Source organism: Polyangium sp. 15x6 (assembly GCF_029960785.1).
In the GTDB taxonomy this organism is placed as follows: Bacteria; Myxococcota_A; Polyangia; order Polyangiales; family Polyangiaceae; genus Polyangium.
Genome location: NZ_JASBQE010000003.1, coordinates 113,684 through 139,795 on the forward strand (window position 1 = coordinate 113,684; position 26,112 = coordinate 139,795).

21 protein-coding genes are annotated in these 26,112 nt (G+C 69.6%); 14 read left to right on the forward strand and 7 right to left on the reverse strand.

Annotated elements, in window-relative coordinates; genetic code table 11:
• Window positions 1–30 precede the first annotated feature (30 nt).
• From QHF83_RS03480 to QHF83_RS03495, 4 genes are all read left to right on the forward strand, one after another.
• The gene (locus tag QHF83_RS03480; protein WP_282416316.1) at window positions 31–1,344 is read left to right on the forward strand and encodes a hypothetical protein; all 1,314 of its coding nucleotides are present in this window, start codon (window positions 31–33) and stop codon (window positions 1,342–1,344) included.
• A 147-nt stretch (window positions 1,345–1,491) separates the two neighbouring features.
• Window positions 1,492–4,524: a cation-transporting P-type ATPase gene (locus QHF83_RS03485; protein WP_282416317.1), complete on the forward strand. Its 3,033-nt coding sequence runs from the start codon at window positions 1,492–1,494 to the stop codon at window positions 4,522–4,524.
• A complete protein-coding gene (locus QHF83_RS03490) occupies window positions 4,521–4,823 on the forward strand; it encodes a hypothetical protein (protein WP_282416318.1) in 303 nt (100 codons plus the stop codon). The genes QHF83_RS03485 and QHF83_RS03490 overlap by 4 nt, the downstream gene beginning before the upstream one ends.
• 34 nt (window positions 4,824–4,857) lie before the next feature.
• Window positions 4,858–5,430 (forward strand): HMA2 domain-containing protein, encoded by a 573-nt coding sequence (locus QHF83_RS03495; protein ID WP_282416319.1) that lies wholly within the window; start codon window positions 4,858–4,860, stop codon window positions 5,428–5,430.
• A gap of 734 nt (window positions 5,431–6,164) precedes the next feature.
• Here the strand turns inward: QHF83_RS03495 and QHF83_RS03500 are convergent.
• Genes QHF83_RS03500 through QHF83_RS03510 form a run of 3 tightly spaced genes read right to left on the reverse strand, consistent with a single transcriptional unit; the run spans window position 6,165 to window position 8,282 of the window.
• Window positions 6,165–6,581, reverse strand: a complete 417-nt coding sequence (locus QHF83_RS03500) for a hypothetical protein (RefSeq protein ID WP_282416320.1) — start codon at window positions 6,579–6,581, stop codon at window positions 6,165–6,167.
• Window positions 6,571–7,620 carry an AAA family ATPase gene (locus tag QHF83_RS03505; RefSeq protein WP_282416321.1) on the reverse strand — a complete coding sequence of 350 codons (1,050 nt, stop codon included), beginning with the start codon at window positions 7,618–7,620 and terminating at the stop codon, window positions 6,571–6,573. The genes QHF83_RS03500 and QHF83_RS03505 overlap by 11 nt, the downstream gene beginning before the upstream one ends.
• Window positions 7,620–8,282: a hypothetical protein gene (locus QHF83_RS03510; protein WP_282416322.1), complete on the reverse strand. Its 663-nt coding sequence runs from the start codon at window positions 8,280–8,282 to the stop codon at window positions 7,620–7,622. The genes QHF83_RS03505 and QHF83_RS03510 overlap by 1 nt, the downstream gene beginning before the upstream one ends.
• 274 nt (window positions 8,283–8,556) lie before the next feature.
• Between QHF83_RS03510 and QHF83_RS03515 the strand changes: the two genes are divergently transcribed.
• From QHF83_RS03515 to QHF83_RS03545, 7 genes are all read left to right on the forward strand, one after another.
• The gene (locus QHF83_RS03515) at window positions 8,557–9,315 is read left to right on the forward strand and encodes a hypothetical protein (protein WP_282416323.1); all 759 of its coding nucleotides are present in this window, start codon (window positions 8,557–8,559) and stop codon (window positions 9,313–9,315) included.
• A gap of 64 nt (window positions 9,316–9,379) precedes the next feature.
• Window positions 9,380–10,030 carry a hypothetical protein gene (locus QHF83_RS03520; RefSeq protein WP_282416324.1) on the forward strand — a complete coding sequence of 217 codons (651 nt, stop codon included), beginning with the start codon at window positions 9,380–9,382 and terminating at the stop codon, window positions 10,028–10,030.
• 49 nt (window positions 10,031–10,079) lie between these two features.
• Window positions 10,080–10,994, forward strand: coding sequence for a DNA-processing protein DprA (locus tag QHF83_RS03525; protein ID WP_282416325.1), 915 nt, complete (start codon window positions 10,080–10,082; stop codon window positions 10,992–10,994).
• Between the two features lie 86 nt (window positions 10,995–11,080).
• A complete protein-coding gene (gene topA / locus QHF83_RS03530) occupies window positions 11,081–13,651 on the forward strand; it encodes a type I DNA topoisomerase (RefSeq protein ID WP_282416326.1) in 2,571 nt (856 codons plus the stop codon).
• A 69-nt stretch (window positions 13,652–13,720) separates the two neighbouring features.
• Window positions 13,721–15,109, forward strand: coding sequence for a methylenetetrahydrofolate--tRNA-(uracil(54)-C(5))-methyltransferase (FADH(2)-oxidizing) TrmFO (gene trmFO, locus QHF83_RS03535; protein ID WP_282416327.1), 1,389 nt, complete (start codon window positions 13,721–13,723; stop codon window positions 15,107–15,109).
• A gap of 407 nt (window positions 15,110–15,516) precedes the next feature.
• A complete protein-coding gene (locus QHF83_RS03540; RefSeq protein WP_282416328.1) occupies window positions 15,517–16,047 on the forward strand; it encodes an Hsp20/alpha crystallin family protein in 531 nt (176 codons plus the stop codon).
• A 143-nt stretch (window positions 16,048–16,190) separates the two neighbouring features.
• Window positions 16,191–16,658, forward strand: a complete 468-nt coding sequence (locus tag QHF83_RS03545; RefSeq protein WP_282416329.1) for a hypothetical protein — start codon at window positions 16,191–16,193, stop codon at window positions 16,656–16,658.
• Window positions 16,659–16,830: 172 nt separating this feature from the next.
• On the opposite strand, the gene QHF83_RS03550 is transcribed toward QHF83_RS03545, so the two are convergent.
• The 3 genes from QHF83_RS03550 to dusB all read right to left on the reverse strand — a co-directional run bounded on the left by QHF83_RS03550 (window position 16,831) and on the right by dusB (window position 20,965).
• Window positions 16,831–18,945 (reverse strand): S16 family serine protease, encoded by a 2,115-nt coding sequence (locus tag QHF83_RS03550; protein WP_282416330.1) that lies wholly within the window; start codon window positions 18,943–18,945, stop codon window positions 16,831–16,833.
• Between the two features lie 39 nt (window positions 18,946–18,984).
• Window positions 18,985–19,476 (reverse strand): hypothetical protein, encoded by a 492-nt coding sequence (locus tag QHF83_RS03555; RefSeq protein ID WP_282416331.1) that lies wholly within the window; start codon window positions 19,474–19,476, stop codon window positions 18,985–18,987.
• Between the two features lie 502 nt (window positions 19,477–19,978).
• Window positions 19,979–20,965 carry a tRNA dihydrouridine synthase DusB gene (gene dusB, locus QHF83_RS03560; RefSeq protein WP_282416332.1) on the reverse strand — a complete coding sequence of 329 codons (987 nt, stop codon included), beginning with the start codon at window positions 20,963–20,965 and terminating at the stop codon, window positions 19,979–19,981.
• A gap of 78 nt (window positions 20,966–21,043) precedes the next feature.
• Between dusB and QHF83_RS03565 the strand changes: the two genes are divergently transcribed.
• The 3 genes from QHF83_RS03565 to QHF83_RS03575 all read left to right on the forward strand — a co-directional run bounded on the left by QHF83_RS03565 (window position 21,044) and on the right by QHF83_RS03575 (window position 24,660).
• Complete coding sequence (locus QHF83_RS03565; protein WP_282416333.1) at window positions 21,044–21,841, forward strand: hypothetical protein; 798 nt, start codon at window positions 21,044–21,046, stop codon at window positions 21,839–21,841.
• Between the two features lie 155 nt (window positions 21,842–21,996).
• Window positions 21,997–23,502, forward strand: coding sequence for a DUF2330 domain-containing protein (locus QHF83_RS03570; RefSeq protein WP_282416334.1), 1,506 nt, complete (start codon window positions 21,997–21,999; stop codon window positions 23,500–23,502).
• A 36-nt stretch (window positions 23,503–23,538) separates the two neighbouring features.
• Window positions 23,539–24,660, forward strand: a complete 1,122-nt coding sequence (locus QHF83_RS03575; protein ID WP_282416335.1) for a prohibitin family protein — start codon at window positions 23,539–23,541, stop codon at window positions 24,658–24,660.
• 338 nt (window positions 24,661–24,998) lie between these two features.
• Here the strand turns inward: QHF83_RS03575 and QHF83_RS03580 are convergent, their stop codons facing one another.
• Window positions 24,999–26,015 (reverse strand): peptidylprolyl isomerase, encoded by a 1,017-nt coding sequence (locus QHF83_RS03580; protein WP_282416336.1) that lies wholly within the window; start codon window positions 26,013–26,015, stop codon window positions 24,999–25,001.
• Window positions 26,016–26,112 lie beyond the last annotated feature (97 nt).

Here is a 26,112-nt window from a genome sequence, read left to right on the forward strand (position 1 = left end):
CAGAATGCGCGGGCGGAGGAATCAAAGGCCATGCGATCGAAGGTATTGCTTGCGACGAGCGCGCTCTTTGCGGCCAGCCTCATGGGCTGCGGCGGGGACGACGATAACGGACAAACCCCGGCGCCTCCGGCGAAGAGCAACGAGATCCCGACGAGCATCACGTCGGATCTGACGCTCACGGCCGACCAGGACTGGCTCTTGAAGGGAATCGTGCACGTGCGCGCGGGCGCGACGCTCACGATCGAGCCGGGCACCACGATCAAGGGCGACAAGTCCACGCTCGGCACGCTCGTCATCGACCCGGGCGCTCGTATCCACGCCGAGGGCACGAAGGACGAGCCCATCGTCTTCACGAGCCGCGCCGAGCCCGGCGACCGCGCCCCCGGCGATTGGGGCGGCGTCATCCTGCTCGGCAAAGCGCCGATCAACGTGCCCGGCGGAAAAGCGAACGTCGAGGGAATCGAGGCGACCGCGGAGACCGAGTATGGCGGTGACAATCCCGCCGATAGCAGCGGCGTGCTGAAGTACGTCCGGATCGAGTTCGGCGGGATTCTCCTTTCGACGGACAACGAGATCAACGGGCTCACGTTCGCCGGCGTCGGCACCGGAACGATCGTCGATTACGTCCAGGTCCGCTACACGCTCGACGATTGCTTCGAGTTCTTCGGCGGCACGGTGAACGCGAAACACCTGGTTTGCACGTACAACCAGGACGACGGGATCGACTGGGATCTCGGGTATACCGGAAAACTCCAGTTCGTCGTGGTCCAGCAGGATCCGGCCGCGGTGGACGACACGAACGGCTTCGAGGGCGACAACGACGCGATGGGCACGACGAACGCGCCGCTCTCGGAGCCCACGATCTACAACGCCACGCTCGTCGGCAAGAACGTGGACGTCGACAAGCAGCAATACGCGATGCTCTTGCGCCGCGCGACGAAGGCGAGCCTGTACAACATCGTCGCCACGGGCTTCGAAGCCGGCGTCGATGTCCGCGACGCGTCGACGACCGTGTCGCTCGAAGGGTCCATCTTCCACGGAAATCTCGCGCAGAACGTCGCGTACGTGGAGACGCCCGAAGGCGAAGGTTCCGAGAAGGACGACGACATGGGCTTCGACGAGGTCAAGTGGTTCACCGACGGCGGCAACGTCGAGGTCGACCCGATGCTCCTCGCTCCCTACGATCGCGAAGCGCCTGATTTCCGGCCGAAAACGACGCTCACGACGGGCGCCGTGACGCCGCCGAGCGACGGCTTCTTCGACACGAAGGCGAGCTACGTGGGCGCGTTCTCGCAGGACGACACGTGGCTCGACGGCGCCTGGATCTCGTTCACGCCGCACTAGCCGAAGAAGCTCCGTAGAGCCCGCTCGCCAAACGGCCGCGCCCGTACGATCGCGTGTGATCTCGCCGTGGATCGCTCTTTGCGTGCGCGCCCCCGAGTGCGTTCGGCGATCATGAAGTGGCGCGCCCTCACCCGAGGGCGAGCGTCAATGGGACATGCTGGCAAGCCCTCTGGGCGCGTGGTGCACAGCGCGCAGCGCCTCAGGGTCGAGGTGGCCGGGCTCTTCGGAGAGCCCGTGCGCGCGAGGCGGATCGAGCGCGCCCTGGGCGAGTTGCCGGGCGTGACCGAGGCGCGAGCAAACGAGCATACGGGGACCGTGCTCTGCGTGCTCGCGCCGAACGCGGAGACGTCGCGCGAGGAGGTGCTCGCGATCCTCGCGGAGCACGAGGACTCGCAAGGGCCGCCGCCGCCCTCGCTGTCGCGGCTCGCCGAGAGCGCGGCCGTCTCGGTGCATGACGTGATCCGCACATACGGGGCGAACGGCCGCGTCGAGGACGAGGAGGAAGCGACCCCGACGACGCCGTGGCACGCGCGCTCGAGCGACGAGCTCATGCAGACGTTCTCGGTGAATCTGGAACGCGGCCTCTCGGCGATCGAGGCGCACCGGATCCTGCGCGAGGTCGGTCCGAACGTGCTCGCGGGCATCGCGCCGCGCACGTCGCTCGAGATCCTCGCGGGCCAGGTCTTCACGGTGCCGACGGCGCTGCTCGCAGGCGCCGCGGGCCTGTCCGTGCTGCTCGGCGATCTGCTCGAAGCAGGCGCGATCCTGCTCGTCGTGGGCTCGAACGTGGTCGTCGGATACTTCACGGAGTCGCGCGCGGAGGAGCTGCTCGATGCGTGGAGCAAGTTCCGCGTGGAGTGGGCGCGCGTGCTGCGCGACGGCGTGGAGACGACCGTCGCGGCGAGCGAGGTCGTTCCGGGCGACGTGCTCTGCGTGCGCGCCGGCGACGCGATCGCGGCGGACGCGCGGATCGTGCAGGCCTCGGATCTGACGGTCGACGAGAGCACGCTGACGGGCGAGAGCGAGCCCGCGGAGAAGGGGACGGCCGCGGTGGCCGAGGGCGCTCCGCTCGCGGATCGCGACGACATGCTCTACGCGGGCACGGTCGTGGCGACGGGCTGCGCGCGCGCGATCGTCGTGGCGACGGGCAGGGCGACGGAGCTCGGCGCGATCCAGCGCGCGCTGTCGCACACGGCCGATCGCGCGGCTCCACTCGAGCTGCAGCTCGATCAGCTCGGCCGCAGGGTCGCGACGCTCGCGCTCGGGAGCTCGATCGCGGTGACGGCGCTTGGCCTCTTGCGTGGTCAGCCGATCGCGGCGCTCGCGCGCTCGGCCGTGGCGCTCGGCGTGGCGGCGATCCCCGAAGGGTTCCCCGCGGTGGGGACGACGGCGCTCGCGCTCGCGAGCCAGCGGCTGAACCGCAAGGGCATCGTGATCCGCAGGCTCGCGGCGGCCGAGACGCTCGGCGCGGTGAGCGTGGTTTGCGCGGACAAGACGGGGACGCTCACCGAGAATCGCATGCGCGTCGCGGAGGTGTTCCTGCCGGGCGAGGGACTCGTGCGGGTCGAGTACGGCGCGACGTCGGCCGAGAACGGGTCGCCTCCGTCGCTCGGGCTCATCGGCGAAGACGGCCGGCGCGTGCCGGTCTCGTCGCTGCGGGAGATTGGACGCATCGCGGCGCTGAACGCGGACGTGGAGCTCGACGAGCGTGACGAGATCACGAGCGGCAGCGGCACGGAGCGCGCGCTCGTCGAGTTCGCGATGGCGATCGGCTACCCGGTGCGGCGTCGAAGGGGCGCGGCGAAGCGGGTGCGCGAGGAGCGTCGCAGCGCGGATCGGCCGTTCATGGTGACGGTGCACGAGCACCCGGATCTCGGCCGGATCGAGCTCGTGAAGGGCGCGCCGGAGCCGGTGATCGAGCGCGCGAGCGTGGACCCTGCCGAGCGCGAGCGGCTCCTCGCGATGAACGACGCGATGGCGTCGCGGGGCCTGCGCGTGCTCGCGCTCGCGTGGCGGAAGGACGGCGATCCGACGAGGACCCAGGAAGCGCCGCTCGTGCTCGCGGGTCTCGTGGGGATGCGTGATCCGCCGCGGCGCGGGGTGCGCGAGGCGCTCGCGGTGCTCGCCGGCGCCGGCGTGCGGACGATGATGCTGACGGGCGATCAGGCGCGGACCGCGCAGGCGATCGGCGCCGAGCTCGGGATCAGCGCGGACGATGTCTACAGCCGCGTGACACCCGAGGCGAAGCTCGACGTCGTGCGCGAGCTGCAGGACGGCGGAGCGATCGTCGCGATGACCGGCGACGGCGTGAACGACGGGCCTGCGCTGAAGGCCGCGGACGTCGGCGTGGCGATGGGCGAGCGCGGCACGGACATCGCGCGCGCGGTCGCGGACGTGGTGCTCGCGCACGACGATCTCGGCAGCCTCGCGGATGCGGTGAGCGAGGGGCGGAGGCTCTACGACAACGTGCGGCGCGCGATCGAGTACCTCGTCGCGACGAACGCGAGCGAGGTGATGGTGATGCTCGCCGGCTCGGTCGTCGGCGCCGAGCCGCTCGGGCCGCTGCAGCTCCTCTGGATCAACATGCTGACGGACGTCGCGCCCGCGCTCGCGCTGGCGATCGAGCCTGCGGACGTGGACGTGATGCGCAGGCCCCCGCGTGATCCGCAGGCGCCGCTCTTCGGGCCGGCGCGTGGAAAGATGCTCGCGCGCGAGGCCTCGAAGATGGCGGCGATCTCGCTCGCCGCGTATGGCATCGGGGCCGTCGGGCCCGGCGCAAGCTTGCAGCGTGCCCGCACGATGTCGTTCGCGTCGCTCGTCGTGGCGCAGCTCCTTCACGCGCGATCGTGTCGATCGAGCGGATCGCAGCCGAACCCGGAGCTACAGCGCGCGCTCGTGGCGAGCCTGGGCCTGCAGGCGGCGGCGCTCGGCCTGCCCGGCCTGCGTCGCGTGCTCGGCACGACGCCGCTCGGCCCGATCGATCTCTCGATCGCGGTGCTGCTCGGCCTGCTCCCGACGCTCGCGCGGGAGGGGAAATCGCTGTTCAACCCGGAGGCTCCGATCGTGGTGGAGCGACGCGGCATGCCGGCGGGATCGAGCCCGATCCAAGGGGCCGATCGGTACGCGCCGGGCTCGTGGGCGTCGTCGCCCGTGATGTTCGAGGAGGAGGCTCGTCGATGAAGTTTCACACGCCATCGTTCATTCTCGGCTTCGGTAGCGCGGTCGTCGTGATGGGGACCGCGCGTCGGCTCAAGCCTGCGGTCGTGGAGATCGGGGCGCTCGGCCTGCACCTCGCGCGGCTGGGTCGCGCCGTCGTGGAGCGGCAACGCGAGCATGCGGAGGATCTCTGGGCCGAGGTGGAAGAGCGCGCGCGTCATCTGCGAGAGGCGCCGCGCCGCCGTCGCGCGGGCGCGACGACGGGCAACGGCAAACACGTGCCGGGCGCGGCGAACGCGCAGCCCGGAGCCGCGTCGCACTGAGCGAAGTCGAGCGAGAGGGGAGGGGAGGAGAGACGTGATACCCAGCGAGCAGTGGAGTGAGCTCGTCCATAGCCTTCCGCGCCGCGTGCGGCTGCGATCCCGTGCGATCGTGGGCCACCGCGACGCGTGCGTGCGCGTCGCGGAGAAGCTCGCGATGATGGATCCGAGCTGCGAGCGCGTGGAGGTGCGTCCGTGGACGGGCTCGGTGATCGTGGAGCGCGAGGATGGGACGCTCGACGCCGAGGCGGTGCGCGCGATGCTGGCGCGGCTCGTGGCCGACGAGCGCGACGAGCAAGGTCGCAAGCTGACGGATCTCGGCTACGAGGCCCTGCCGGGCCCGACGCGCGTGGCGAAGGCCGTGGCGCACGCGTTCGCCGAGATCAACAGCGATGTGCGGAGCGCGCTCGATCACCGCGCGGACCTCGGGACGCTGATGCCGGTCTTGTTCTTCTCGCTCGGCCTGGTGGAGATCGGCGTGACGCGGAAGCTGCCGGCGCCGGCCTGGTTCAACCTGGTGTGGTGGTCGATCCGGTCGTTCATGACGTTCAACGCCGGAGCGGTGGAGCAGGAGGGGAGGGCGGTCGCGGCGGATGGGGGGCTGGATTAGAAGCCAGCGACGAATCCGCGGGCGTGAGGTCGCGTTCGACCCTTTCCCACCAGTTCGATTTCTGCACCAGCGAACGCATCCGTGAGGGGCTGGCATGGGATGGGCGGGCGGCCAGGAAGGACCGCCCCGGCGCCATTTTCCGAGCAGCAGGTGCAAAAACGGCGAGTGGGGCGTCTCCTCGTCCTCGACGTAGTACCGCTCTTCTGCCGAGCAGGCCGTCAGCACCGCGCGGTTCGGTCGTTCGCCGAGCGGAAGGAAGATCCCCGCAAAGCAGGTCGCGATGACGAGGATTTGAGGGCCCGTGTGAGGGGCGAGGCAACCGGCGAGAGCCTCGGGCGTCAAGTAGATCGGGCCCTCGTTCTCCGGCTCGGCGAACTCGTCGATGGGAGCTGCCACGAAGAGCCCTTCGCGCTCGCCGTGGTTCGATGCGAGGAACAGGAGCAGATCGTCCGGTTGGGAAGAGCCTGCGAGGCTCGTGGTCAACTGCGCCAGCGCATCGCGCGTCGGCGGGTGGATGCCGCCGCCGAACCCAGGCGGCAAGAGGTCGTCCCGACACACGAAGGCGTGGACGTCTCGCGCCGCGACGCCGAAGGTATGGGCGGCGGTGACGGCGAGCTCCAGGTCATGAACCGAAGCCGCGAAGTCGTAATCGGTGTGCTCGCCGCGCGAGCCATGTTTCTCGCGCTGAAACCGGGCAGGCTTGACGTAACCGCACCAGAGGATGGCTCGGGTCCTCACGGCTCCTCCGGCGCGGGCAGGAACAACACCGCGCTCTTGCCGTGCTCGGGCAGGTTCGTCTCCGTGAAGGCGACCTCGCCCTCGCCATCGGCTGGCACGAACGCCCAGTGCGCGGGATGGCCCCAGCGAGCCATCGGCTCCGGGTCGACGAGCGCGACGTAGCAGCGTTCGTAGGCCGCTCCTTCGGGAAACGGGACGCGCACGTTCGCCGCGTTGAAGAGCGTTCCTCGTCGCACCGGCGCGTCGGAGATCTCCAGGCGGGCGCAGGGGATGTTTTTTTGCGCGATCCCTTCGCGGATGCGGAGCGTCGCCTCCTGGATGCCGAGGCTCGGCGTGGGAGGGACGTGGAAGGCGTTGCGGAGGATGTTGTCGATGCCCGCGGCGGTGCCGGGGGTTTTCGTCTCACTGCCCATCGCGCTTCCAGTCTCCGATCTCGATGACGTCGTCGGGGGCGCAGGCCGCGAGGTAGGGAGACTGCGTGGCGAGGATGAGCTGCGCGGTCGGCACGAGCGAGGAGAGCGCTTCCAGGAGCGTGCGCTGCCACCGGGGGTGGAGGTGCTGCTCGGGCTCGTCGATCAGGACGATCCCTCCCTGGGGAGGACGGAGCGCGATCTCGCCGAGGAGGAGCAGCAGGGCGCGTTCGCCGTCGCTCAAGGATTCGAGCCGAACGAGCGAGCCGCGTTGTGTCCTGTAGGGGGACGCGGGGTTCGTCGGATCCTCGGGGCGCGGGAGGTCGGGGAAGTATTTGTCGAGCACCTTCCGCATCCGCGCGATCGTGCCTTGGGAATCGTATCGCTTGGGATCGAGTGCGGCGAAGGCGAGGCGCGCAGCAACCGGGGCGAAGCGTCGACGACGCGGAGAGAGGCACTGCTGGCGCGGATCGAAGGAGAACAGATCGGCAACGCGCGTGCTGTCGGCAGGTTCGAGGATGCCGCGATCGGCGGGCAGGAGGACGCAGGGCGGGCGGGCGTTCAGCGTTGCGGCGCGCGCGACGTTGAAAAAGGGATCGGTGGGAGACTTCGTCGCGACGATTCCCGCGAGGAAATCATCGAAACTCGTGACGTCGCCGCCGACATGGAGGGGGAGCGTGCCTTGGAGTGGTGCGTCCGGGGCCACGCGCTTCGCGGCGGCGCGTTCGTCCTCCGAGAGCGATAGCTCCAGCGCCATGACGCCATATCGTGGGGATGCCGAGGAGCTTTGCAGGGCGGATGGGTCGGCGGGCGTGTCGCGTACGTCCCCTGCGGCGAACCTGTGCGCGCCGAGCTTGACGCCGCTTCCCTCGGACAGGACGTCGAAGGCATGGATGATCGACCCGAGGATGGTCGTCTTGCCGGCGCCGTTCGCTCCGAGGAAGATCACGCGCCGCCGGGGTCCTCCGAGGGGCGTGGAGAAATCCAGCGAGAGCTTCTCGACGGCGCGGATGCGCTCGATGTCGAGGCGGAGGAGGTGCATCAGGAATCCTCAGCGGCGCCGAGATCGAGGCCATGAAAAAGAACCGCGCCGACGGCATCGTTCATGGCCCGGGCTGCCCGTACATAGCGTTCGAATGTCTCGAGATATCGGCTGCCCGCATCGAAGTGAGGAGGCTCGGAGAACGGCGGCTTGCCCATCTTCGAGGCCTCGAAGACGGGGCGCGCGGGAGCCGTGCCAGCTCGGCAGAGCATCGCCACGCTCCGTAGCTCGCCGGGAGGGCAAGGCCGCCGTAACATGTCGAGTGCTACGCTGAGCGAAACCCACGCCATATTGAAAAACGGAACACCGACTTCACGTCTAGGCGAAGGCAACTCCGTGAAATGCGCAGCGAACGTGCTGGGTTTTCGGGAGTCTGTCTCCTCGAGAAGGGCTTCCACCGCCATGACCAAGTCGGGACGCGCGGCCTCCCACGCCGGTGGCCAGTCGAGCGTGATGAGCAGCGGCATCACCGCAGCCGCGAAGAGTGCCCGATCGTCTGGCGTCATCCCCTCGCCGGCTTCAGCCAGCCGTTTGACGTCCTCTCGGTTCGACCGCGCCGCCTGCCGCTTGAACTCCCTCCAGACGACGGCCGGCGTGAGCGCTTTTCCGCCCTCCTGCCGTTCTTGCAGGCTCTTCAACAGCTCTGCCCAGCTCGCCGCCACGCGCGCAACATAGGCTTGGGAGCGCCTACGGGCCAAGCATCATCCCGGAACGCGCACCCCAAACACGCCCAGAGCGCTCCTGCAACCCTCGACGTCGACGCAAGACCGTCTGCGACGTCTCCTTCGCCAGCGCGACCCGTCCTGAACCCTTTCCCCCCACCCCCGCACCTCCGCCCCTCCTCGAAGCCACTTCCCAACGCCTCTTTCAAAACAAAACCCGCCCCTCAAACTCGTAAGCCTGTGTACGCTCCCGTCCCAAACGAAAGGAGCTTTCATGGCTGACGTCTCCAAACTCGTCTCTGATCGGGTTGCGATCACGCGCACCTTGACCTCGGCCGTCTCCGTGCACGGCACCGAGACGGCCGCGGCGATCGAGAGAGCCTTGTTCCCCGATGGTTCGCCGCCCGACTTCAAGGTGACCGTCTTCCTCCAGGCGCTCGGCGCGCTCGCGCAGCGCTCCGTGGACGAGCTCTCCGCCGCGAATCAGGCGCACGCGACCGAGCTCGCCGACGACGGCGAGCCGCGGGCCACGCGCGACGCGGCCAAGGACGAGCTCCGCGCGCGCATGATCGGCATCCGCAGCACGCTCTCGGGCGTGTACGGCGCGGCCATCCTGAGCGCGTACGGGCTCTCCGGCGAGACGCCGAGCGAAGCGGAGCACCTCATCGAGGCCGCCTGCACCACCGAGCGCCTCTTGCGCAACCGTCCTCTCACCGAGGCGCCGAAGCAGGAGGGCGTCTCCGTGGATCCGAAGACGCTGGCGGACAGCTTGAAGACGCGCGTCGACGCGCTTCGTACGGCGCTCGGCGACGTGCGCCGGGAGGAGCGCGAGGCGCAGGTGACGCTGCAGCGGCGGAACACGGCGACCGCAGCTTGGAACGGGGTTTATCAGGGGGTCGCAGACACCCTGACGGGGCTCTTCGAGCTCGCGGGAAAGGGAGAGCTCGCCGACCGGGTGAGGCCCACGGCGCGCAGGCGTGCAGGTTTGACCGAGGCGGAGGACGTCGAGGGCGGAGTGGCAGGGGAGGGGTGACTTCGCGCTTGCGTCACGCCACCTCCCCACGCAGATCGCGTACGATGTCAAGCGGAACTTGCGCATGCGCCTCGTGATCGTCGCCGCCTGCTCCGTCACGCTCCTCCCCGCCTGCGGCTCCCGCGCCGAATCCCAGCCCCTGGTCATCGACCCGCTCCCCCCGCGTCGCGGCCGCTCCTCCGTCCCCGTCGTCGCATCCGCCTCCGCATCCGCGCCTGCCTCCACGGCCGCCACGGCGCCCGAGCGCGTCCCCGATCCCGAGGCCATGCGCCTCTTCCTCGAGCGTTACGCCGCGCCCGCGCTCCCGCTCCTCCCTGACGTCAAGCCTTCGCGCGTCCTCGCGCTCGCCTTCGATGGATCGGTGCGTGGCGAAACGGCGGGCATGTCCGCGGAGGGAGCCCGGTTCGGCGCGACGCTCGCCGAGGGAGAGCGCGCGTGGGTGCCCGTCTCGTATCCGGTCGGCGCTTGCGTCACCGTCGTCGCGCAGGGCGGCATCGGCGTCGTCGAGCTCGACGTCTTCCTCACCACGGGCGAGCCTGTGCCTGTGAAGATCGTCGCGCAGGACGCGCGCGAGGGACCGACGGCCGTCATCGGCGGCAGGGACGACTGCTTCCCCCTCCTCGAGCCCTTCATCGGCAACCTCTCGGTCACCGTACGCAAGGGCTCCGGCATGGTCCTCGTCCAGCAGTTCCGACCCGTCACGCGCGATCGCTGAGACGAACGATTCCACGCAACTCGCGGGCGCGTGATGTCGATGGATGCGCGTGCCTCCCTCCATCGTCCTCGCGCCCGACACGCCTGCTTACCCCGCCGTCCTCCGTGCCCTCGCCACCCCCGAGCGCGCCCCGCCGACCTTGTACCTCCGCGGCGCTCTTCCCACCTTGCCCGGCGTCGCCGTCGTCGGCCGCCGCGCGGCCTGCGCCGAGGCTCGTGCCTTCACCCGCGCGCTCGTACGCGACCTCGTCTCCGCTGGCTTCGCGATCTGGTCCGGCGGCGCGTTCGGCATCGACGCCGCTGCGCACGAGGCCGCGCTCGAGGCTTCTGGGCGCACCGTCGTCGTCACCGGCGCCGGGCTCGACTGCCCGTATCCCCTCGAGCACGTGCCCCTCTTCGATCGGGTCCTCGCCTCGGGCGGCGCGCTCCTCTCGCGCTTGCCCGATCCGAGCCCCCCGCGTCCGCAGCATTTTCTCGCGCGAAATCACGTCCTTGCCGCGCTCACGCTCGCGACCGTCGTCGTCGAGGCGGGCCTGAAGAGCGGCGCTCGTTCGGCGGCTGCGGCGGCGCGCAAGCTCGGCCGGCCGCTCGGCGTCGTCCCGCATCCTCCGTGGTCCGAGGCTGGCGCGGGCTGCGCGGAGGAGCTAGCCATGGGGGCCCGCGCGGTCACCTGTGCGGCGGACGTCCTCGGCGCCGTGGGTCACGGCCCCTCTCCTCGCCGAAAGCGTACGGAGACGGAGTCCAGGCTCCCTGCTCGGGACCTCCCCCTCCCCTTCGAGGGGACCTTCGGCCCTCTCGAAAAAGCCGTTCTTGGTGTTTTGGGGGACACCCCGATGCACTTAGACGTGATCTGCGATACGATCAGGGCGCCTCTTCCTGCGGTCGCTGGGGCGCTCTTGACGTTGACACTACAGGCCGTAGTAGTAGAGGGCCCCGCCGGCTCATACCGGCGGGGCAAGCGCTAGATGGGCCCACCTGCTCGTTCATCGAGCCGAGCGGGCCCACGGGTTTTCCCCTCGTCCTCACGCAATTTGCTCATCAGAAGGTGGTGATGGCCAAGACGCTCGTCATCGTGGAGTCGCCGGCCAAGGCGAAGACGATCAAGAAGTACCTCGGCTCGGGGTACGACGTCGTCGCCTCCAAGGGGCATTTGAAGGATTTGCCCAAGAACCAGAACGCCGTCGACGTCGCGAACGACTTCACCGAGAAGTACGAGGTCATCGTCGGGAAGGAGAAAGTCCTCCAGGAGCTGAAGGACGCGGCCAAGAAGGTGGACGCGGTGCTCCTGGCGACCGACCCTGATCGCGAGGGCGAGGCGATCGCTTGGCACATCCTCGAGGAGATCCAGGACGACAAGCTCCGGGTCGAGCGGGTGGAGTTCCACGAGATCACGAAGAAGGGCGTCGACCACGGCGTCCAGCACCCCCGACCGCTCGACATCAACCTCTACGACGCCCAGCGCGCTCGCCGCGTGCTCGATCGCATCGTCGGCTACGACGTATCCGCGCTCGTCTGGTCGAAGCTCGCCTTCGGCCTGTCCGCCGGCCGCGTGCAGTCCGTGGCGCTCCGGCTGATCGTCGACCGCGAGCGCGAGATCGAGGCGTTCGTCCCCGAGGAGTACTGGAACGTCTCCGCCGGCCTCTCGGCGCCGAGCGGCGCGGCCTTCGTGGCCAAGCTCGCCGCGGCCGAGGGCGAGAAGATCGAGGTGAAAAACGGCGAGACCGCGGCCCTCGTGCGCGCCGATCTCGAGAGCGCGAGCTGCAAGGTCGCGAAGGTCACGCGTCGCGAGCAGAGGCGCAACCCGCCCGCGCCGTACACCACGTCGAAGCTCCAGCAGGACGCGACGAACATCCTGCATTTCGGCACGAAGCGCACGATGCAGGTCGCGCAGGGGCTCTACGAGGGCGTCGACCTCAAGCAGGACGGCGGCCCGGTCGGCCTCATCACCTACATCCGTACTGACTCGACGCGCGTCAGCGACGACGCCATCGCCGAGGTGCGCCAGGCGATCGAGAAGCGTTACGGCAAGTCCTTCGTCCCGGACAAACCGAACGTCTACAAGTCCAAGAAGAACGCGCAGGACGCACACGAGGCGATCCGGCCGACGGACGTCAACATCCACCCGGACTCCGTCAAGAAGCACCTCAAGGACGAGCAGTACAAGCTGTACAAGCTCATCTGGAACCGGTTCGTCGCTTCGCAGATGACGCCCGCCGTCTACGATCGGACGACGGTCGAGATCCAGGCGGAGCCGACGCGCGGCGATGCGTCGCGCAAGTCGTACATGCTCCGCTCGACGGGGCGCGTGCTCAAGGACAAGGGCTGGCTCGAGGTCACCGAGGGGCAGCGTGATTTCGCGGGCGAGGAAGAAGCAGGGGCGGACGGCGAGGCCCCGGAGCCCACGGCCGCGGCGAAGGCCGCGCCGGTCGAGGAGGACAGCGACGCGCTCCTGCCCGAGATGAACGAGGGCGACGTGATTCGCCTCTCGACGTCGCCCGGCGTGGTGACGGAGCAGAAGTTCACGCAGCCGCCGGCGCGCTACAACGAAGGCTCGCTCGTGCGTGAGCTCGAGAAGCGCGGCATCGGCCGGCCTTCGACGTACGCCGAGATCATCAGCAAGGTGCAGCAGCGCGCGTACGTGGAGAAGCTGCCCGGCGGCGCGTTCCAGCCGACGCAGCTCGGCAAGTTCGTGGTCGAGGGCCTCGTGCGCTCGAACCTCGACTTCATGGATCCGAACTTCACCGCGCAGATGGAGGAGGAGCTCGACGAGGTCGGCGCCGGCAAGATCAAGCGCGAGCAGCTCCTCAAGCGGTTCTACAAGCGCTTCCGCCAGCAGCTCGAGCCGGCGAAGAAGCTCGCCTCGTGGAAGCCGCCGTCGGAGAAGACGGGCATCCCCTGCGAGGAGTGCGGCGAAGGGGAGATGATCAAGAAGTGGGGCAAGAACGGCTACTTCTTGAGCTGCAGCCGTTACCCCAAGTGCAAGGCCACGCGCGACCTCTCGAACAGCGCGCAGGCCGTGCGCGAGACGGACATCACCTGCGACAAGTGCAGCAAGCCCATGGTGATCCGCACCGGGCGCTACGGTGACTTCCTCTCCTGCACCGGCTACCCGGCCTGCAAGAACGCGCGCCCCGTGCCCCTCGGCGTCGCCTGTCCGCAGTGCGGCGGCGACATCATCGAGGTCCGGCCGCGCAAGAAGGGCGGGCGCACGTTCTACGGCTGCTCGAACTTCAACGCCGAGCAGAAGTGCGACTTCAAGCTCTGGGCGAAGCCCATCGCCACCCCGTGCCCGACCTGCGGCGCCAAGTTCCTGACCCGCACGGCCGGCAAGAAGCCGATGCTCGTCTGCGCGACGAAGGACTGCGGCTTCAAGCAAGAGGTGCCCGAGGAGGACGAAGCTGGCCTCGCCGGCGCCGCGCCCGAGGGCGCCGCGGCTGACGACGGGGAAGGCGGGTCGGCCGAAGCCGACGCGCCGTCCGAGCCCAAGCCCGCGGCCAAGGCCAAGGCCGAGCCCGCGCCCAAGGCCGAGGCGAAGCCCAAGGCCGCGGCGAAGACCGCCGACAAGAAGGGCGCCACGAAGACGGCCTCGAAGCCGAAGAGCAACGGCCGCGCCTCGGCCTAATCACCCCCCTCGATCCTCCCTCCCCAAAGGCGCGCCCGCTCGTCCGGGCGTGCCTTCGCCCCCGACACCATGACTGAAGCTCGCTCTCACGACGTCACCATCGTCGGCGCCGGCCTTGCCGGCTGCGAGGCCGCCTTCCAGCTCGCCGAGCGCGGCCACCACGTACGCCTGCTCGAGATGAAGCCCGCGCGCCGCACGCCCGCGCAGACGAGCGACTTCTTCGCCGAGCTCGTCTGTTCGAACTCGCTGCGCGGCGCGGCGCTCGCCAACGCCGTCGGCTTGCTCAAGGAAGAGCTCCGGCGCGTCGGCTCGCTCGTCATGCGCGTCGCCGATCGAACGGCCGTACCCGCGGGCGGCGCGCTCGCCGTGGATCGCGAGCGCTTCGGCGCCGAGATGACACAGACCATGCGCGAGCACCCGCGCATCACGGTCGAGGCGCGCGAGGTCACGGAGATCCCGAACGAGCGTCCCGTCATCCTCGCGACCGGCCCGCTCACCTCGGACGCGCTCGCCTCTGCGATCGCCGAGGCCGTCGGCACGAAGCACCTCGCTTACTACGACGCGATCGCGCCCATCCTGAGCGCTGAATCGATCAACTGGTCGAAGGTCTGGAAGCAGTCGCGCTGGGGCAAGGGCACGGCCGAGCGCGCCCAGGAGCCCGGCCGCAAGATGATGGCCGAGGACGCCGAGGAGAGCGGCGACGAGGCGTACGTCAACTGCCCGTTCGACGAGGAGACGTACCGCGCGTTCGTCGCGGCGCTCGTCGCGGCGGAGAAGGTCGCGCCGCGCGAGTTCGAGGACGTGCGTTACTTCGAGGGCTGCTTGCCTTGCGAGGTCATGGCCGAGCGCGGCGAGCGCACGCTCGCGTACGGGCCGATGAAGCCCGTCGGGCTCGTCGATCCGCGCACGGGAAGGCGGCCGTACGCCGTGATCCAGCTCCGGCCCGAGGACGCGGCCGCGACGGCGTACAACATGGTCGGGTTCCAGACGCGCATGAAGTACCCCGAGCAGCTGCGCGTCTTCCGCATGGTCCCGGGCCTCGAAGAGGTGGAGTTCTTGCGGTTCGGCTCGGTGCATCGCAACACGTTCGTCGACGCGCCGAAGGTGCTTGGTCCGGGGATGGAGATGCGGGCGATGCCGGGCGTCTTCCTCGCGGGCCAGGTCGCGGGCGTCGAGGGCTACGTGGAGAGCGCGGCGGCGGGGTTTGTCTGCGCGGTCCTGCTCGCGCAGCGGCTCGCGGGCAAACCGCTCGTGCCGCCGCCGAAGACGACGGCGCTCGGCGGCATCGTCACGCACCTCGGCCGCGAACAACCCTCGTATCAGCCCTCGAACATCACGTGGGCGCACGTGCCGCCGCTCGAAGGCACGAAGTCGAAGCTCACGAAGCGCGCGCGCTACGAGGCGATGGCCGAGCGCGCGCTCGCCGACCTCGATCCCTGGAAAAACGCGGCGCTCTGATCGCCCCGGATCACGCCTGGGCATACGCGCGTTTGGCGTGGGCGTACGCGTGTATCGTCCGGGCGTATCGCCGTATTGGCTGGGCATATTCGTGCCATTCAGCCAGGGCGAACCACCGTTCGAACCCCTAGACGAAAAACCTAGAAAAATTCGTGGAATAGCGGGTTCATCCGGGAAATGCTGTCGGGGCTATCGCATTCTACTGGTGGCGATCCGGAACCTCCTGAATCGATAACACTGGCGCGACCGACAGACAGGCGGCGACGACCCGCGTAGTGTCGTTTCTCGTCGCGGTTGCGGCGAATCGGAAATGCGCAGGTGGCGCGTTTCTGCGCACTTCGGAGCGTCTCGGCGGGCGTTTGGGCGCCCCGGACGGCCATCGCGGCTTCATCTTGGAGGGGACTTCGATGTTGAACGTGGAGCAGGCGATCGCCGAGGTCGCGGGCGTATATCAATCGCTCACCGGGCGTGCCATCAAGCCGGGACGTTACGAGCTTCCGCCGGAGGTGGATCCCGCGACCCAGGCCGAGAGCAATTATCGGCAGTTCAAGGCGCTCCTCGAGCAGAAGGCGCGCGCCTCGGCGGAGCCGCGCGGCAAGGGCGAGCCTGCGTTCGCGCCTCCGGTCGACGTCGTCGAGCTCGAGCGCGAGGTGCGCGTGATGGTGGACGTGCCCGGCGTGACGCGCGAGCAGATCGTCGTATCGGTCGCCGGCGACGCGCTCACGATTCGCGGCGAGCGTGGCGCATTGCGATCGGCGGCGGGCATGATGCGCCTGGAAGAGCGGCGCAAGGGGCCGATTCTCCGGACGATCGCGCTGCCGCCGCGGGCGCGGCGCGACGGGATCGAGGCGACGCTGCGGGAAGGCGTCCTCACGGTCGTGATTCCCACGGACGGCCATGGGAACGACGTGACCGAGGTCCCGATCGACGTGAAATGAAGATTTTCGGGCGCGGCGCCTCCGAGCCTCCCGCGCCCGGTGAGAATTTCTGGCGCAGAGCGCTGGAAAGGTAGTGCCGCGTCGGGGCATAGGGCCCCGGGGCGGAGACTGTGCACGAGCCCTGATTCAAGGGGGGTATGACCATGGATCCCAAGACCTACGAGATCAACAACCTGCGCATCCTCAACGATTACCTCGCCCAGACGTGTGAGGTGCTGGCGCGCACGCAGCGGATCAGCCTCAATCGCGACTTCAACCGCGAGATGGCCGGCCTCTCCCATACCCCGTTCGGCGCGACCCCGTTCGGGTTCGGCGTGCCGGTGCAGGGCATGGATCCGCGGACCGTGGATTACACGGGCGGCCTCGGGCACTCGCCGTACGGCGTGTATCCGTACAACTACGCGATGCAGTCGGTCCCGACGTGGACCGGCCCGCAGCACGTGGGCGGCCTGCCGACGAGCATCGACCCGTTCTACGCGCAGCGCAGCGGCCTGAGCCACACAACGGCCACACCGTGGACGGGGTGGAATCCCTTCACGGCCGAGATCGTGCGGCAGAGGGAGATCGCTCGTCAGCAGTACGAAGCCTGGTGCCGCTCCTGCGGCTTCTGATCGGATGCCATTGAAGCGGGAGATCGGCCCTCCTCGGCCGGTCTCCCGGCGCGTCTTCACGCGCCCTTGGGCCCAGGTCGCCGTCGCCCTTCGCGTGACGGCGGCCGAGGCCTTTTTTGTTTTCGCCGTTGCGACCGCCCCTTGCGCGTGAAACGCCGCGGCTCGAAATGCCTCAAACCAGCTCGGGAAAGATCGCCTCGAGGACCTCGTCGAGCGTCCGCGCGAAGACGACCATGTGCTCGGCGATCTTGCGCGGCACCCGCTCGGCGTGCGTCACGTCGTCCCGGTTTTGCGCGGGCAGCACGATTCGCGAGAGGCGACGCTCGTAGGCTCCCTCGATTTTCGCGTCGACGTCGCCGATGCGGCCGATCGTCAGGACGTCGTGCGCGTCGCAGATCACGGCGCCGGAGAATGCGACGTCGGCCGGCGCGGAGAATCCGAGCATCACGCTCGCGAAGGCGACGGCGATGGGCAGACCGGCGCTGTCGCCGGACGAGGGCTCGTCGTCTTTCGTGAAACGGAGGAGAAACCGGCGATCGTCGAGCTCGGGATCGACGCGGTGAGGATAACGGGCCCGGACGAAGGCGCGCACGGCCTGGAAAATGGAGACCGCGCGGGCGCGGAGGTCCGGCGCGACCGAGCCGAGGACATCTTTCTCGTCGAGGCCGCCGCGGCCCCGCTTCGTGCGGCGGCTGTCGGCCCAGAGCTCGTGAATCACGCCGCGCACTTCGCCGCCGCGTCGCAATGCGGCGGCCGCGAGCACGTACGGGCGCGGCGTGCGCGCGGCGTCCGCGAGGGCGTGGGCGTGGGCTTCGTATCGCGCCTTCGCGTCGAGCTCACCTTTCGCCTCGGCCACGCGCGCGAGCGCGAGCACGGCCGCGTGATCCTCCGGATGTGCTTTTCGCCGCGCCCGGAGCACCGAACCCGCCTCCGCGAGCCGCTCCGGTGATCCGAGCGCCTCGCGTGCATCCTCGAGACGCGCGTCGTCGTGCGCGAGCAGCCGCGTCAGCGCCGCGGCATCCGGACGTTCGAGCCCCGCGACTCCGCGCCGCCGCGCCGAACGCGCGCGCTCGTGCTCCCCGATCGCCTCCAGCGCATCCGCGTAATACAGCAGATCGACGGCCGTGGTTCGTCCTTCTCGATCGAGCTCCGCGTACATCGCCTCGGCGCGCGCCGGCTCGCCGGCCCAGAGGGAGAGCGCGGCGGCGCGCCTGCGGTGCTCCGGGCGCTTTCGATCCCGGATTCGATCGAAGAGCTGCTGGACGGCCCGCTGCCCAAAGGGCAAGACGGACAAACCCTCGGGGGGCACGTATGCGGTCGGCAATGCACGCGCGGCATCCCGGAGGGAGAGCACGTGCATGCGGCGGCGAAAGACTTCCAGATAACGCGCCTCGAACAGCTCCGCGAGGCGCATGTGCCCGAGTTTGCCCACGAGCCGCGCGATGCGCCGGAGCAGCGAGGGGCGCCGCGTGACGAGGTAGGCATAGCGCACGGCCCGCAGCGCGCGGCGAATTCGCTCGGGCGTCCCTTCTCGCTCGTACAGGAGCGACAGGCAAAGCAATCGCTCCGCGTCGTTCGCGAGCCCGGGCTCGTCGGCGAGGCGCTCCAGCGTGGTGATCGCGCCCCGCACGTCCTGCGCCTGCTCCAGCAAAAAGGCGCGCTCCAGCATCGCGAGCTTGTACACGCTGCGCGCCTCGGTGCGCGCCCGCGCCGCGACCCGATCCACGATGCGCAGCGCCCCCTGCAAATTGCCCCCGAACGCCACGCGAAAGGCGTGCTCGAGCTCGGACAAACCCGTCGTCGATCCCGCCTCGGGGGCGACGTGCGGCCCGCGCGCGGATTGCGACTCTTCCCGCAAGCTCGCCTCGAAGAGCCGCCCGAGCGTCGCCAGCGCCGAAGGCTCGCCGCCCGCGCGGGCCGCCATTTCCGTGTGCAGCGTGATCGCCGCGCCGAGCTCGCCGCGCGCGTGATGAATCGCCGCGAGCAGCCCCAGGGCCGCCTCGTCGTCGGGCGCGAGCGCGAGCGCCGCGTGCGCCTCCATTTCGGCGCGATCCGAGAGCCGCGCCTCGAACGAAAGTCGCGCGACCGCGATGTGCGCCTCGGCGCGCCGCCTGAGCGGCTCTTTGCGCGCGCGCAGCGACGGATCCACGAGCTCCATTTCGAGCAGATGGCCGAGCTGGCGCAAGAGCTCGTCGTCGAGGCCTTCGGAGGCCAGGGCGGCGTCGAGCTCTCCTGCATCGCCGGGCTCCGAAGGGGGCCCGGCTGCCTGGTGTTTGTCCCGCGACATCCCGCTTTCAGCGCTCGTGGCTCGTCACGGACGCGCCGATCACGCCGTATGCATCCTGGGCCCCGAGGGCACCTTCCGGGGCTCGTTTCCGCGCTCCGCGACGCGCGGCTTCTCGAGGGCGCGGTCGATCGCGGCCAGCAAGGCCTGCTCCGACGAACCCTTGGGCACCCATCCCACACAGAGCTGCGCGAGCCGCTCCTCCAGCGCGCGCGAGATCGGCCCGCTCGTGACGACCGCGGGCACGCCGAGCGACGTCGCGTCGAGGATCAGGCGAAAGCCGCCCTGGGAATGCCCAGACAATCCCAGATCGGCGATGACGAGATCGGGGTGCCGGACGAGCAGGGCTTCGAGCGCGGTGGGCACGCAGGACGCTTCGAGGGCGACCGCGGGCGCGTATTTCTCGACGAGGAGAGCGCCGATGAGGCGCCTGCGGGTCGCGTCGTCGTCGGCCACGAGGATGCGCCGCACGTCTTTCGTCGCGCCGTCGCGGTTCGTGGGAAGTCCCGGTCGGATACCAGAAGCAGAACGCATGGCCCCCCCTGCGAGCTTGCCGGATGCCGAGTACGCCACGCACGGGGCTCCCTTGCCATCGGGGGTCACGGTCAAGGATCGTCGGGGGGAGCCCGAGGGAGAGAATGAAGGGGATTGGGCGGATCACGCCCAAGCTGCATTCAAGGTCGCGTCGCAGCGTCTTGGAGGCGCCTTCAGCCGACCCGGAGGACGCGCGCCCACGCCTTGGAGACGCGCGCCCACGCCTTGGAGAGGCGTGGACGCGACTTTGAGACGCGTGGGCGCGACTTCGAGACGCGCGCAGGCGACTTCGAGACGCCTTCAACCGACCCCACGCCGCGCGCAGGCGGCTGCGAGACGCGCGCAGGCGACTTTGGAGACGCGTGGGCGCAACTTCGAGACGCGCGCAGGCGACTTCGAGACGCGCGCAGGCGACTTTGAGACGCGCGCAGGCGACTTTGAGACGCGCTCGTTCGTGATGGGGCCCACCCAAAGGCGGGCGCTCACATCCCCGAAAGGTCGATCAGGCCGCCCGCCGCGAGAGCGCCTCGTCCAGGATCGCGAGGCACCCTTCCAGCGAGTCACACGCGTTCAGCGCGCGCCGCAGCGCCGCCGCGCCCGGCAGCCCGTGCAGATACCCCGCGAGGTGCCTTCGGGTCACGCGCACCCCGTGGGGCTCGCCGCGCGCCTCCGTGTTCATCACGAGGTGCTTCTTGCAGAGCGCGATCCGCTCCTCGGGCGTCGGCAATTCGATCTGCCGACCCTCTTCGAGCAGCGCCTTCGCCTCGCGGAAGATCCACGGGTGCTCGATCGCCCGGCGGCCGACCATCACGCCCTCGCAGCCCGTCTCGGCGAGCGCGCGCTCGGCGTCCTCCGCGCTCTTGATGTCGCCGTTCACGATCACCGGAATCCCGACCACGCTCCTCGCGCGCGCCGCCCAGGTCCAGTCCGCCGCCCCCGAGTGGCCCATCTGCGCCGTGCGGCAATGAATGGTCAACGCCGACACGCCCGCGCCTTCCAGCCGCTTCGCGAGCTCCACGATCGGCATCTCCGACTCCGGGCCCCAGCCGATCCGCGTCTTCACCGTCACCGGCATGGAGACGCGGCGCACGACCATCGCGGCCATCTCGACCATCGCCGTCGGGTTCCGGAGCCAGCCCGCGCCCGCGCCGCGGCCCGCGATCTTCGGCACCCAGCAGCCGCAGTTGATGTCGACGAACGAAGGGCCCGCCGCGGCGGCGATCTCCGCGGCCTCGGCGAGGCGGTCCGGATCCGAGCCGTAGATCTGGATGGCGGTCGGCTGATCGTCCGGAGCGAGCGTGATCTTGCGGCGCGCGTTGCGGCAGCCGCGCAGGAGGCCCTCGACGTTCACGAACTCCGTCACGCAGAGCTCGGCGCCGAGCTCGCGGCAGAGCTTGCGGAAGACGGCGTCGGAGACGTCCTCCATCGGCGCGAGGATCACGGGCCGGGACGAGAAGAGCTTCTGGAAAAGCGTTCGGTCGGGGGACACGGGGGGGAGAGGTTAGAGCACGCGGCAGACGGACGCGCCAGCGATCCCGCGCGTGATTGCGGGTAGACTCGCCGCCCCATGGAGAAACTCCAGCCCCTCCCGCTTCTGCTCGGTCTCCTCGCCACCGCCTGCGGCTCCGCCGCCGTCCCCGAGCCGAGCGCGCCCTCGCTCCTCTCGAGCGCGTCGTACGGGAGCGCTTCCTCGTTCTCCGCGCCGAGCGGCCCCTCGATCCCGAGCCACGGCGACGCGCGCGGCGCCCTCGTCGCGCGCCCGGATCTCGCGTGTGTTCCTTTCGTCCTGCGCGTCGAGCTCGCCGACCCGAAGGCCGGGCTCGATCTCCTGGAGAAGGCCACGCTCGCGCTGAAGGAGCGCTTCGGCGCGGCCACGGGCGGCGCGGCCACGATCGCCATGCTCGGCGCGAACACCACGGCCGAGGCCGAGTATTCGAAGGTGAAGGAAGACGAGCCCCCGAAGACGCGCTTCGTCGTGACCGTGGACGGCGCCGTCGAGGTCCCGCTCGCCGCGGAGGCGGGCTACTGGGCGCGCGCGAAGATCGTCGCGGGGCTCGTCGAGGCCTCGAAGAAGCGCGACGCGCTCGTGCCTTCGTCCGGGGAAGGCGCGCCCGAGATCGAGACCGCGTTCGGCGCGCCCGAGATCAAGCTCCGCGACCCCGAGTCGTTCCGGCCCGAGCTCGTCAAGCGCTGGGTCGAGCGCGCGCGCGCCTTCGCCCGCGTCGCCGAGTCGCAGACCGTGCCGCTCCACCTCGTCTCCTGCGAGCCGCCGAATGCCATCACGCAGACGCCCATCTCCCTCGAGCAGGTCGGCCTCGCGCTCCCCGTCTCGTGCCGCATCGACGTGGGCCCGCACGCACGCTGACGCCAACCCCACGGCGCCCTCGCCCTGCATGGCGCACTCTGGCGCAGCGCAATTCCCTGCAAATCGCCGCAATCGGGTCGGCATCGCTTTTGCTGTACCCGCCCGCACCTTGGCTTGCTTTTCTTAAGGCTCCTGCCCGAGAGGAGATCTTCCCCATGCGCCTCGGCTTCGTCGTCCCGGTCCTTGCCGCCACCTTTCTTGCTTCTCTTACAGCGACGAACGAAGCCGCGGCGTGTGGTGGATGTTTCGCGCCGCCGAGCCAGAGCACCGTCGTCTCGGCGCACCGCATGGCGCTCTCGATCTCGCCGAAGCAGACGGTGCTCTGGGATCAGATCCAGTACGACGGCGATCCCGAGAGCTTCGCGTGGGTCTTGCCGGTCAAGCCGGGCGCGGTGATCGAGGTCTCCACCGACGCCTGGTTCGACACGCTCGACGCCGCGACGACCACGCAGGTCTTCCAGGCGCCCGTCGACTGCGGCAACGGGAGCAGCGGCAGCTTCGGCTGCGGCGACGCGCTCCTGGAGCGCTCGTTCTCGGGCGCGGACGAGGACAGCAACGGCGGCGGCGGCCCGAGCGTCACGGTTGTCCACCGCGGCACCGTGGGCCCGTATCAGACCGTCACGCTCAGCACCGACGAGCCCGGCGCGCTGAACACCTGGCTCGACAAAGCGGGCTACGGGATCGATCCCGCGACGCAGCCGGTGATCGACGCCTACGTCGCGGAGAAGTTCGACTTCATCGCGATCAAGCTCCTTCCGGGCAAGGACGTGAAGGCGATGACGCCCGTGCGTGTCGTGCAGCCGGGCGCGAGCGCCACGCTGCCCCTGCGCATGGTGGCGATCGGCGGCGGCGCGAACGTGGCGATCACGCTCTTCATGATCACCGAGGGCCGCTGGGAGGCGAAGAACTTCGACAACGCCGTCGTGCCCGTCGACCTGCTCTCGTGGGACTTCAAGACGCAGTCGTCGAACTACGGCGAGCTCCGCACGAAGGTGCTCGAGCAGAACGGCGGCGCGTCATGGCTCACGGCGTTCGCGTTCGAGGGCGGCCTGCTCTCGCAGCTCCCTGGTCTCTTCAGCTTCCAGGGCTTCCGCACGTACTCGAGCACGGGCAACCTCGGCGGCGTCTCCGACACGATCGCGGGCGCCTACGTGGCGCAGGGCATCGCGAACGGCGAGACGACGACGGGCGACTGCTCGGCGGAGTTCTCGAACCTGGCCAAGAGCGGCTCGATGGTTTCGAACCCGTGCCCCGCGGGCGTGGCGTTCGACGATCCCTCGTGCGGCTCAATCGGGCTCGGCGAGATCGACGCGCGCACGCTCGCGTGTGGCCCGCTCGACGACCTCGCCGTCGCGCTGAACGGCCTGCATCCGAAGGACGTTTGGCTCACGCGGCTCGAAGCGAACCTGCCGCGCGCGGCGCTCGGGAACGATCTCGTCGTGCAGCCCGCGGCCTTGCAAGAGACCGTGGACAACATGCATCAGGCTCGCATCGGCACGAACGTCGAGGCGTTCTGCGGCGACGGCTCGGTCGCTCCGGTGTCGGGCGGCGGCAAGAAGACCGGCGGCGACGGTCGCGGCCCGCTCGTCGTCGCGTTCGGCATGGGGCTCGCCGCGATCGCCGCGGCGGCTCGCCGGCGCCTCGGCGTGACGAGGGCCTGAGCTTTCTGTTTTCGATATGCTAGGCGCGAGAGCGCCATGGCAACCGTCCGCCCCTTTTCGTCTCCACCACCGGCAAACTTCATCAAGCGCATCGCCGTCGCGGCCGTCGGGCTCGTGATCCTGGCGATCGCCTTCTCGTCGTGCGTCACGCGCGTCGACGCGGGGCACGTCGGCATCAAGGTCAAGCTCGCCGGCGACGAGCGCGGCGTCGACAAGAGCCCCACGGTGCAGGGCTGGGTGTTCTTCAACCCGCTGACCGAGCAGATCATCCTCTTCCCGACCAGCGTGCAGAACATCGTCTGGACGAAGGATCCTCACGAGGGCAACGCGCGCGACAGCTCGATCACGTTCTCCTCGCAGGAGGGCGTGAACATCAACGCCGACGTGGGGCTCTCGTTCCACATCGAGCCCACGCTCGCGCCCAAGCTCTACGGGCGGTTTCGCAAGTCGGACCTGATGGACCTCGCGAACGGCTACGTGCGCAACGCGATGCGCGAGAGCTTCAACATGCAGGCCTCGCAGATGCCGGTGCAGGACATCTACGGCGCGGGCAAGGGCAAGCTCGTGGAGAACGTGGCCAAGCGCATGCAGGAGCAGCTCGGTCCGGACGGGTTCGTGATCGATCAGCTCACGATCAACGGCGCGCTGCGATTGCCGGAGAACGTGGCGAACGCGATCAACCGCGCGATGGAGGCGACGCAGCAGGCGATCCAGGCGGAGAACCGGGTGCGTCAGGTGAAGGCGGAGGCGGAGCAGGCGATCACGCAAGCCGAGGGGCAGGCGAAGGCGGCGCGGGCGCGCGCGCAGGGCGAGGCAGACGCGAAGCTCATCACGGCGAAGGCGGAGGCGAGGTCGAACCTGATCCTCAAATACTCGATGACGCCGTCGGTGCTGCAGTACCGCGCGCTCGAGCGCTGGAACGGAAGGCTGCCCGTGATGAACGGCGGCGGCGCGATGCCGATGCTCACCTTCGACGCGTCGAAGCTCGGCAAGGGCGGCGACGACGACGAGAAGAAGCTGCTCGAACTGCTCGGTCAGGAAGAGGAGCTGGAGCGCAAGGACGCCGAGCGCGAGAAGGCCGAGAAGGCCGAGAAGGCCGACGCCGCGAAGGCGCCCCCGGCGTCAACGCCGCCGCCGGCTGAGCCATCGAAGCCGTAGTCTCATGTCGATGCCGCTGCGCTGGGGCGTTGCCCCAGGCCCCAGCAGGGGCTGTCCGCCCCTGCACCCGGACCAGCGCAAGCGCTGGACCCGGGGTCGATGAACTGCGCTCCGCGCAGTTCATCGAACAGGCCGAGTCAAGACCGGCGGCGATCTCGCCAACCAAGGCAGCAGCGCTGACGTCTCGACGGGCGGCGCGGTCCCACCGGCCTGCTGGGAGAACTGCGCGGAGCGCAGTTCTCCCACAAAAGGTCCAGGGCTTGCCCTGGTTCGGGTCGAGGGGCGAAGAGCCCCCGCGGGGCCCGGGGCAGCGCCCCGGCGCGGCGGCCTGCGGGGCTCTACAGACGCACGTCGAGGTGCGTGCGCTTCTTCAGCTCGTCGAGCCACTTGCGCTTCGCCTTCTCGAGGATCTCGGTCTGCAGGCGCTGCACCATCTCGCCCTTCGCCGCCTCGTACGTCGTGTACCGGGAGGGCTGACGCGAGACGAGCTTCATGATCACGAGGCCCTTCTCCACCTGGACCACGTCGCTCACCTGACCGGGTTCGAGCGGCATGACCGCGTTCTCGAAATCGGGCGCGAGCGCCGGGCGCTGGCCCTGCTGGGCCTGCGGCGAGCCGACCGGGGCGCGGATCCCGAGGTCGCCGCCCGCCTCGCGCGTGTTCGTCTCGTCCGAGTAGGCGCGCGCGAGCGCCGCGAAGTCCTCGCCGGCGCGGGCCCGCGCCACGAGCTCGGCCGCGAGCTTCTTCCGCTCGGCGATCGCCTCCGGGCTCGATCCCGGCACGATCTGCAGCACGATCCATGCGGGTCGGTAGTCGCGGCGCTTGCGCTCCTCGCGAAGCGTTCGCTCGTACATCGCCTTCACGTCGTCCTCGGTGATGCGCACGCGCCCCTTCACGCGGAGCTGCAGCATCTTGCCTTCGAGGATCTGCCGCCGGATCTCGTCGCGATACTCCTGCTCGGAGAGGCCCAGGCGCGCCTTCGCTTCGCGGAACATCTCGGTCGTCGTGAGACCTTGGGCGTTCGCGATGTTGCGGAAGGCGTTCTCGACCTCGTCGGGCGTGACCGTGATCCCCGCGCGCTCGGCGGCTTGCGCTTCGAGCCTCTGATCGATCATCACCTCGAGCGTGTCCTTGAAGACCTGCGACTCGGCGGCCGCTTGCTCGGCGCCGGGACGCACGCGCAGCTGAACCTGCAGGAGGGAGGGCTTGGCGCGGGCGCGGAGCTCGGAGAGCATGATGGGGTCGTCGCCTACGACCGCGACGATTCGCTCCACCACGATGGCTTCGGCCGGCTGCTGGGCGAGGGCGGCGGCGAGCACGAGACCAAGAGCGACGAGCCTTTGACGAGAGCGCATGCCGGGCACGACGTAGCACAGGAGCGGCCGTGGGTCCGCGGGCGAATCACCCGAGAGCGTCCGTCCCCGTTGCGGCAGCCGTCGCCCTGGTTTATTG

Coding starts and splice junctions, on each gene's coding strand:
- QHF83_RS03550 (WP_282416330.1), bottom strand. CDS start 18,945: ATGTCGCGGGACAAACACCAGGCAGCCGGGCCCCCTTCGGAGCCCGGC.
- QHF83_RS03485 (WP_282416317.1), top strand. CDS start 1,492: ATGGGACATGCTGGCAAGCCCTCTGGGCGCGTGGTGCACAGCGCGCAG.
- QHF83_RS03520 (WP_282416324.1), top strand. CDS start 9,380: ATGCGCCTCGTGATCGTCGCCGCCTGCTCCGTCACGCTCCTCCCCGCC.
- QHF83_RS03570 (WP_282416334.1), top strand. CDS start 21,997: ATGCGCCTCGGCTTCGTCGTCCCGGTCCTTGCCGCCACCTTTCTTGCT.
- QHF83_RS03515 (WP_282416323.1), top strand. CDS start 8,557: ATGGCTGACGTCTCCAAACTCGTCTCTGATCGGGTTGCGATCACGCGC.
- QHF83_RS03480 (WP_282416316.1), top strand. CDS start 31: ATGCGATCGAAGGTATTGCTTGCGACGAGCGCGCTCTTTGCGGCCAGC.
- QHF83_RS03565 (WP_282416333.1), top strand. CDS start 21,044: ATGGAGAAACTCCAGCCCCTCCCGCTTCTGCTCGGTCTCCTCGCCACC.
- QHF83_RS03540 (WP_282416328.1), top strand. CDS start 15,517: ATGTTGAACGTGGAGCAGGCGATCGCCGAGGTCGCGGGCGTATATCAA.
- QHF83_RS03500 (WP_282416320.1), bottom strand. CDS start 6,581: ATGGGCAGTGAGACGAAAACCCCCGGCACCGCCGCGGGCATCGACAAC.
- QHF83_RS03555 (WP_282416331.1), bottom strand. CDS start 19,476: ATGCGTTCTGCTTCTGGTATCCGACCGGGACTTCCCACGAACCGCGAC.
- topA (WP_282416326.1), top strand. CDS start 11,081: ATGGCCAAGACGCTCGTCATCGTGGAGTCGCCGGCCAAGGCGAAGACG.
- QHF83_RS03490 (WP_282416318.1), top strand. CDS start 4,521: ATGAAGTTTCACACGCCATCGTTCATTCTCGGCTTCGGTAGCGCGGTC.
- QHF83_RS03505 (WP_282416321.1), bottom strand. CDS start 7,620: ATGCACCTCCTCCGCCTCGACATCGAGCGCATCCGCGCCGTCGAGAAG.
- trmFO (WP_282416327.1), top strand. CDS start 13,721: ATGACTGAAGCTCGCTCTCACGACGTCACCATCGTCGGCGCCGGCCTT.
- QHF83_RS03545 (WP_282416329.1), top strand. CDS start 16,191: ATGGATCCCAAGACCTACGAGATCAACAACCTGCGCATCCTCAACGAT.
- QHF83_RS03580 (WP_282416336.1), bottom strand. CDS start 26,015: ATGCGCTCTCGTCAAAGGCTCGTCGCTCTTGGTCTCGTGCTCGCCGCC.
- QHF83_RS03575 (WP_282416335.1), top strand. CDS start 23,539: ATGGCAACCGTCCGCCCCTTTTCGTCTCCACCACCGGCAAACTTCATC.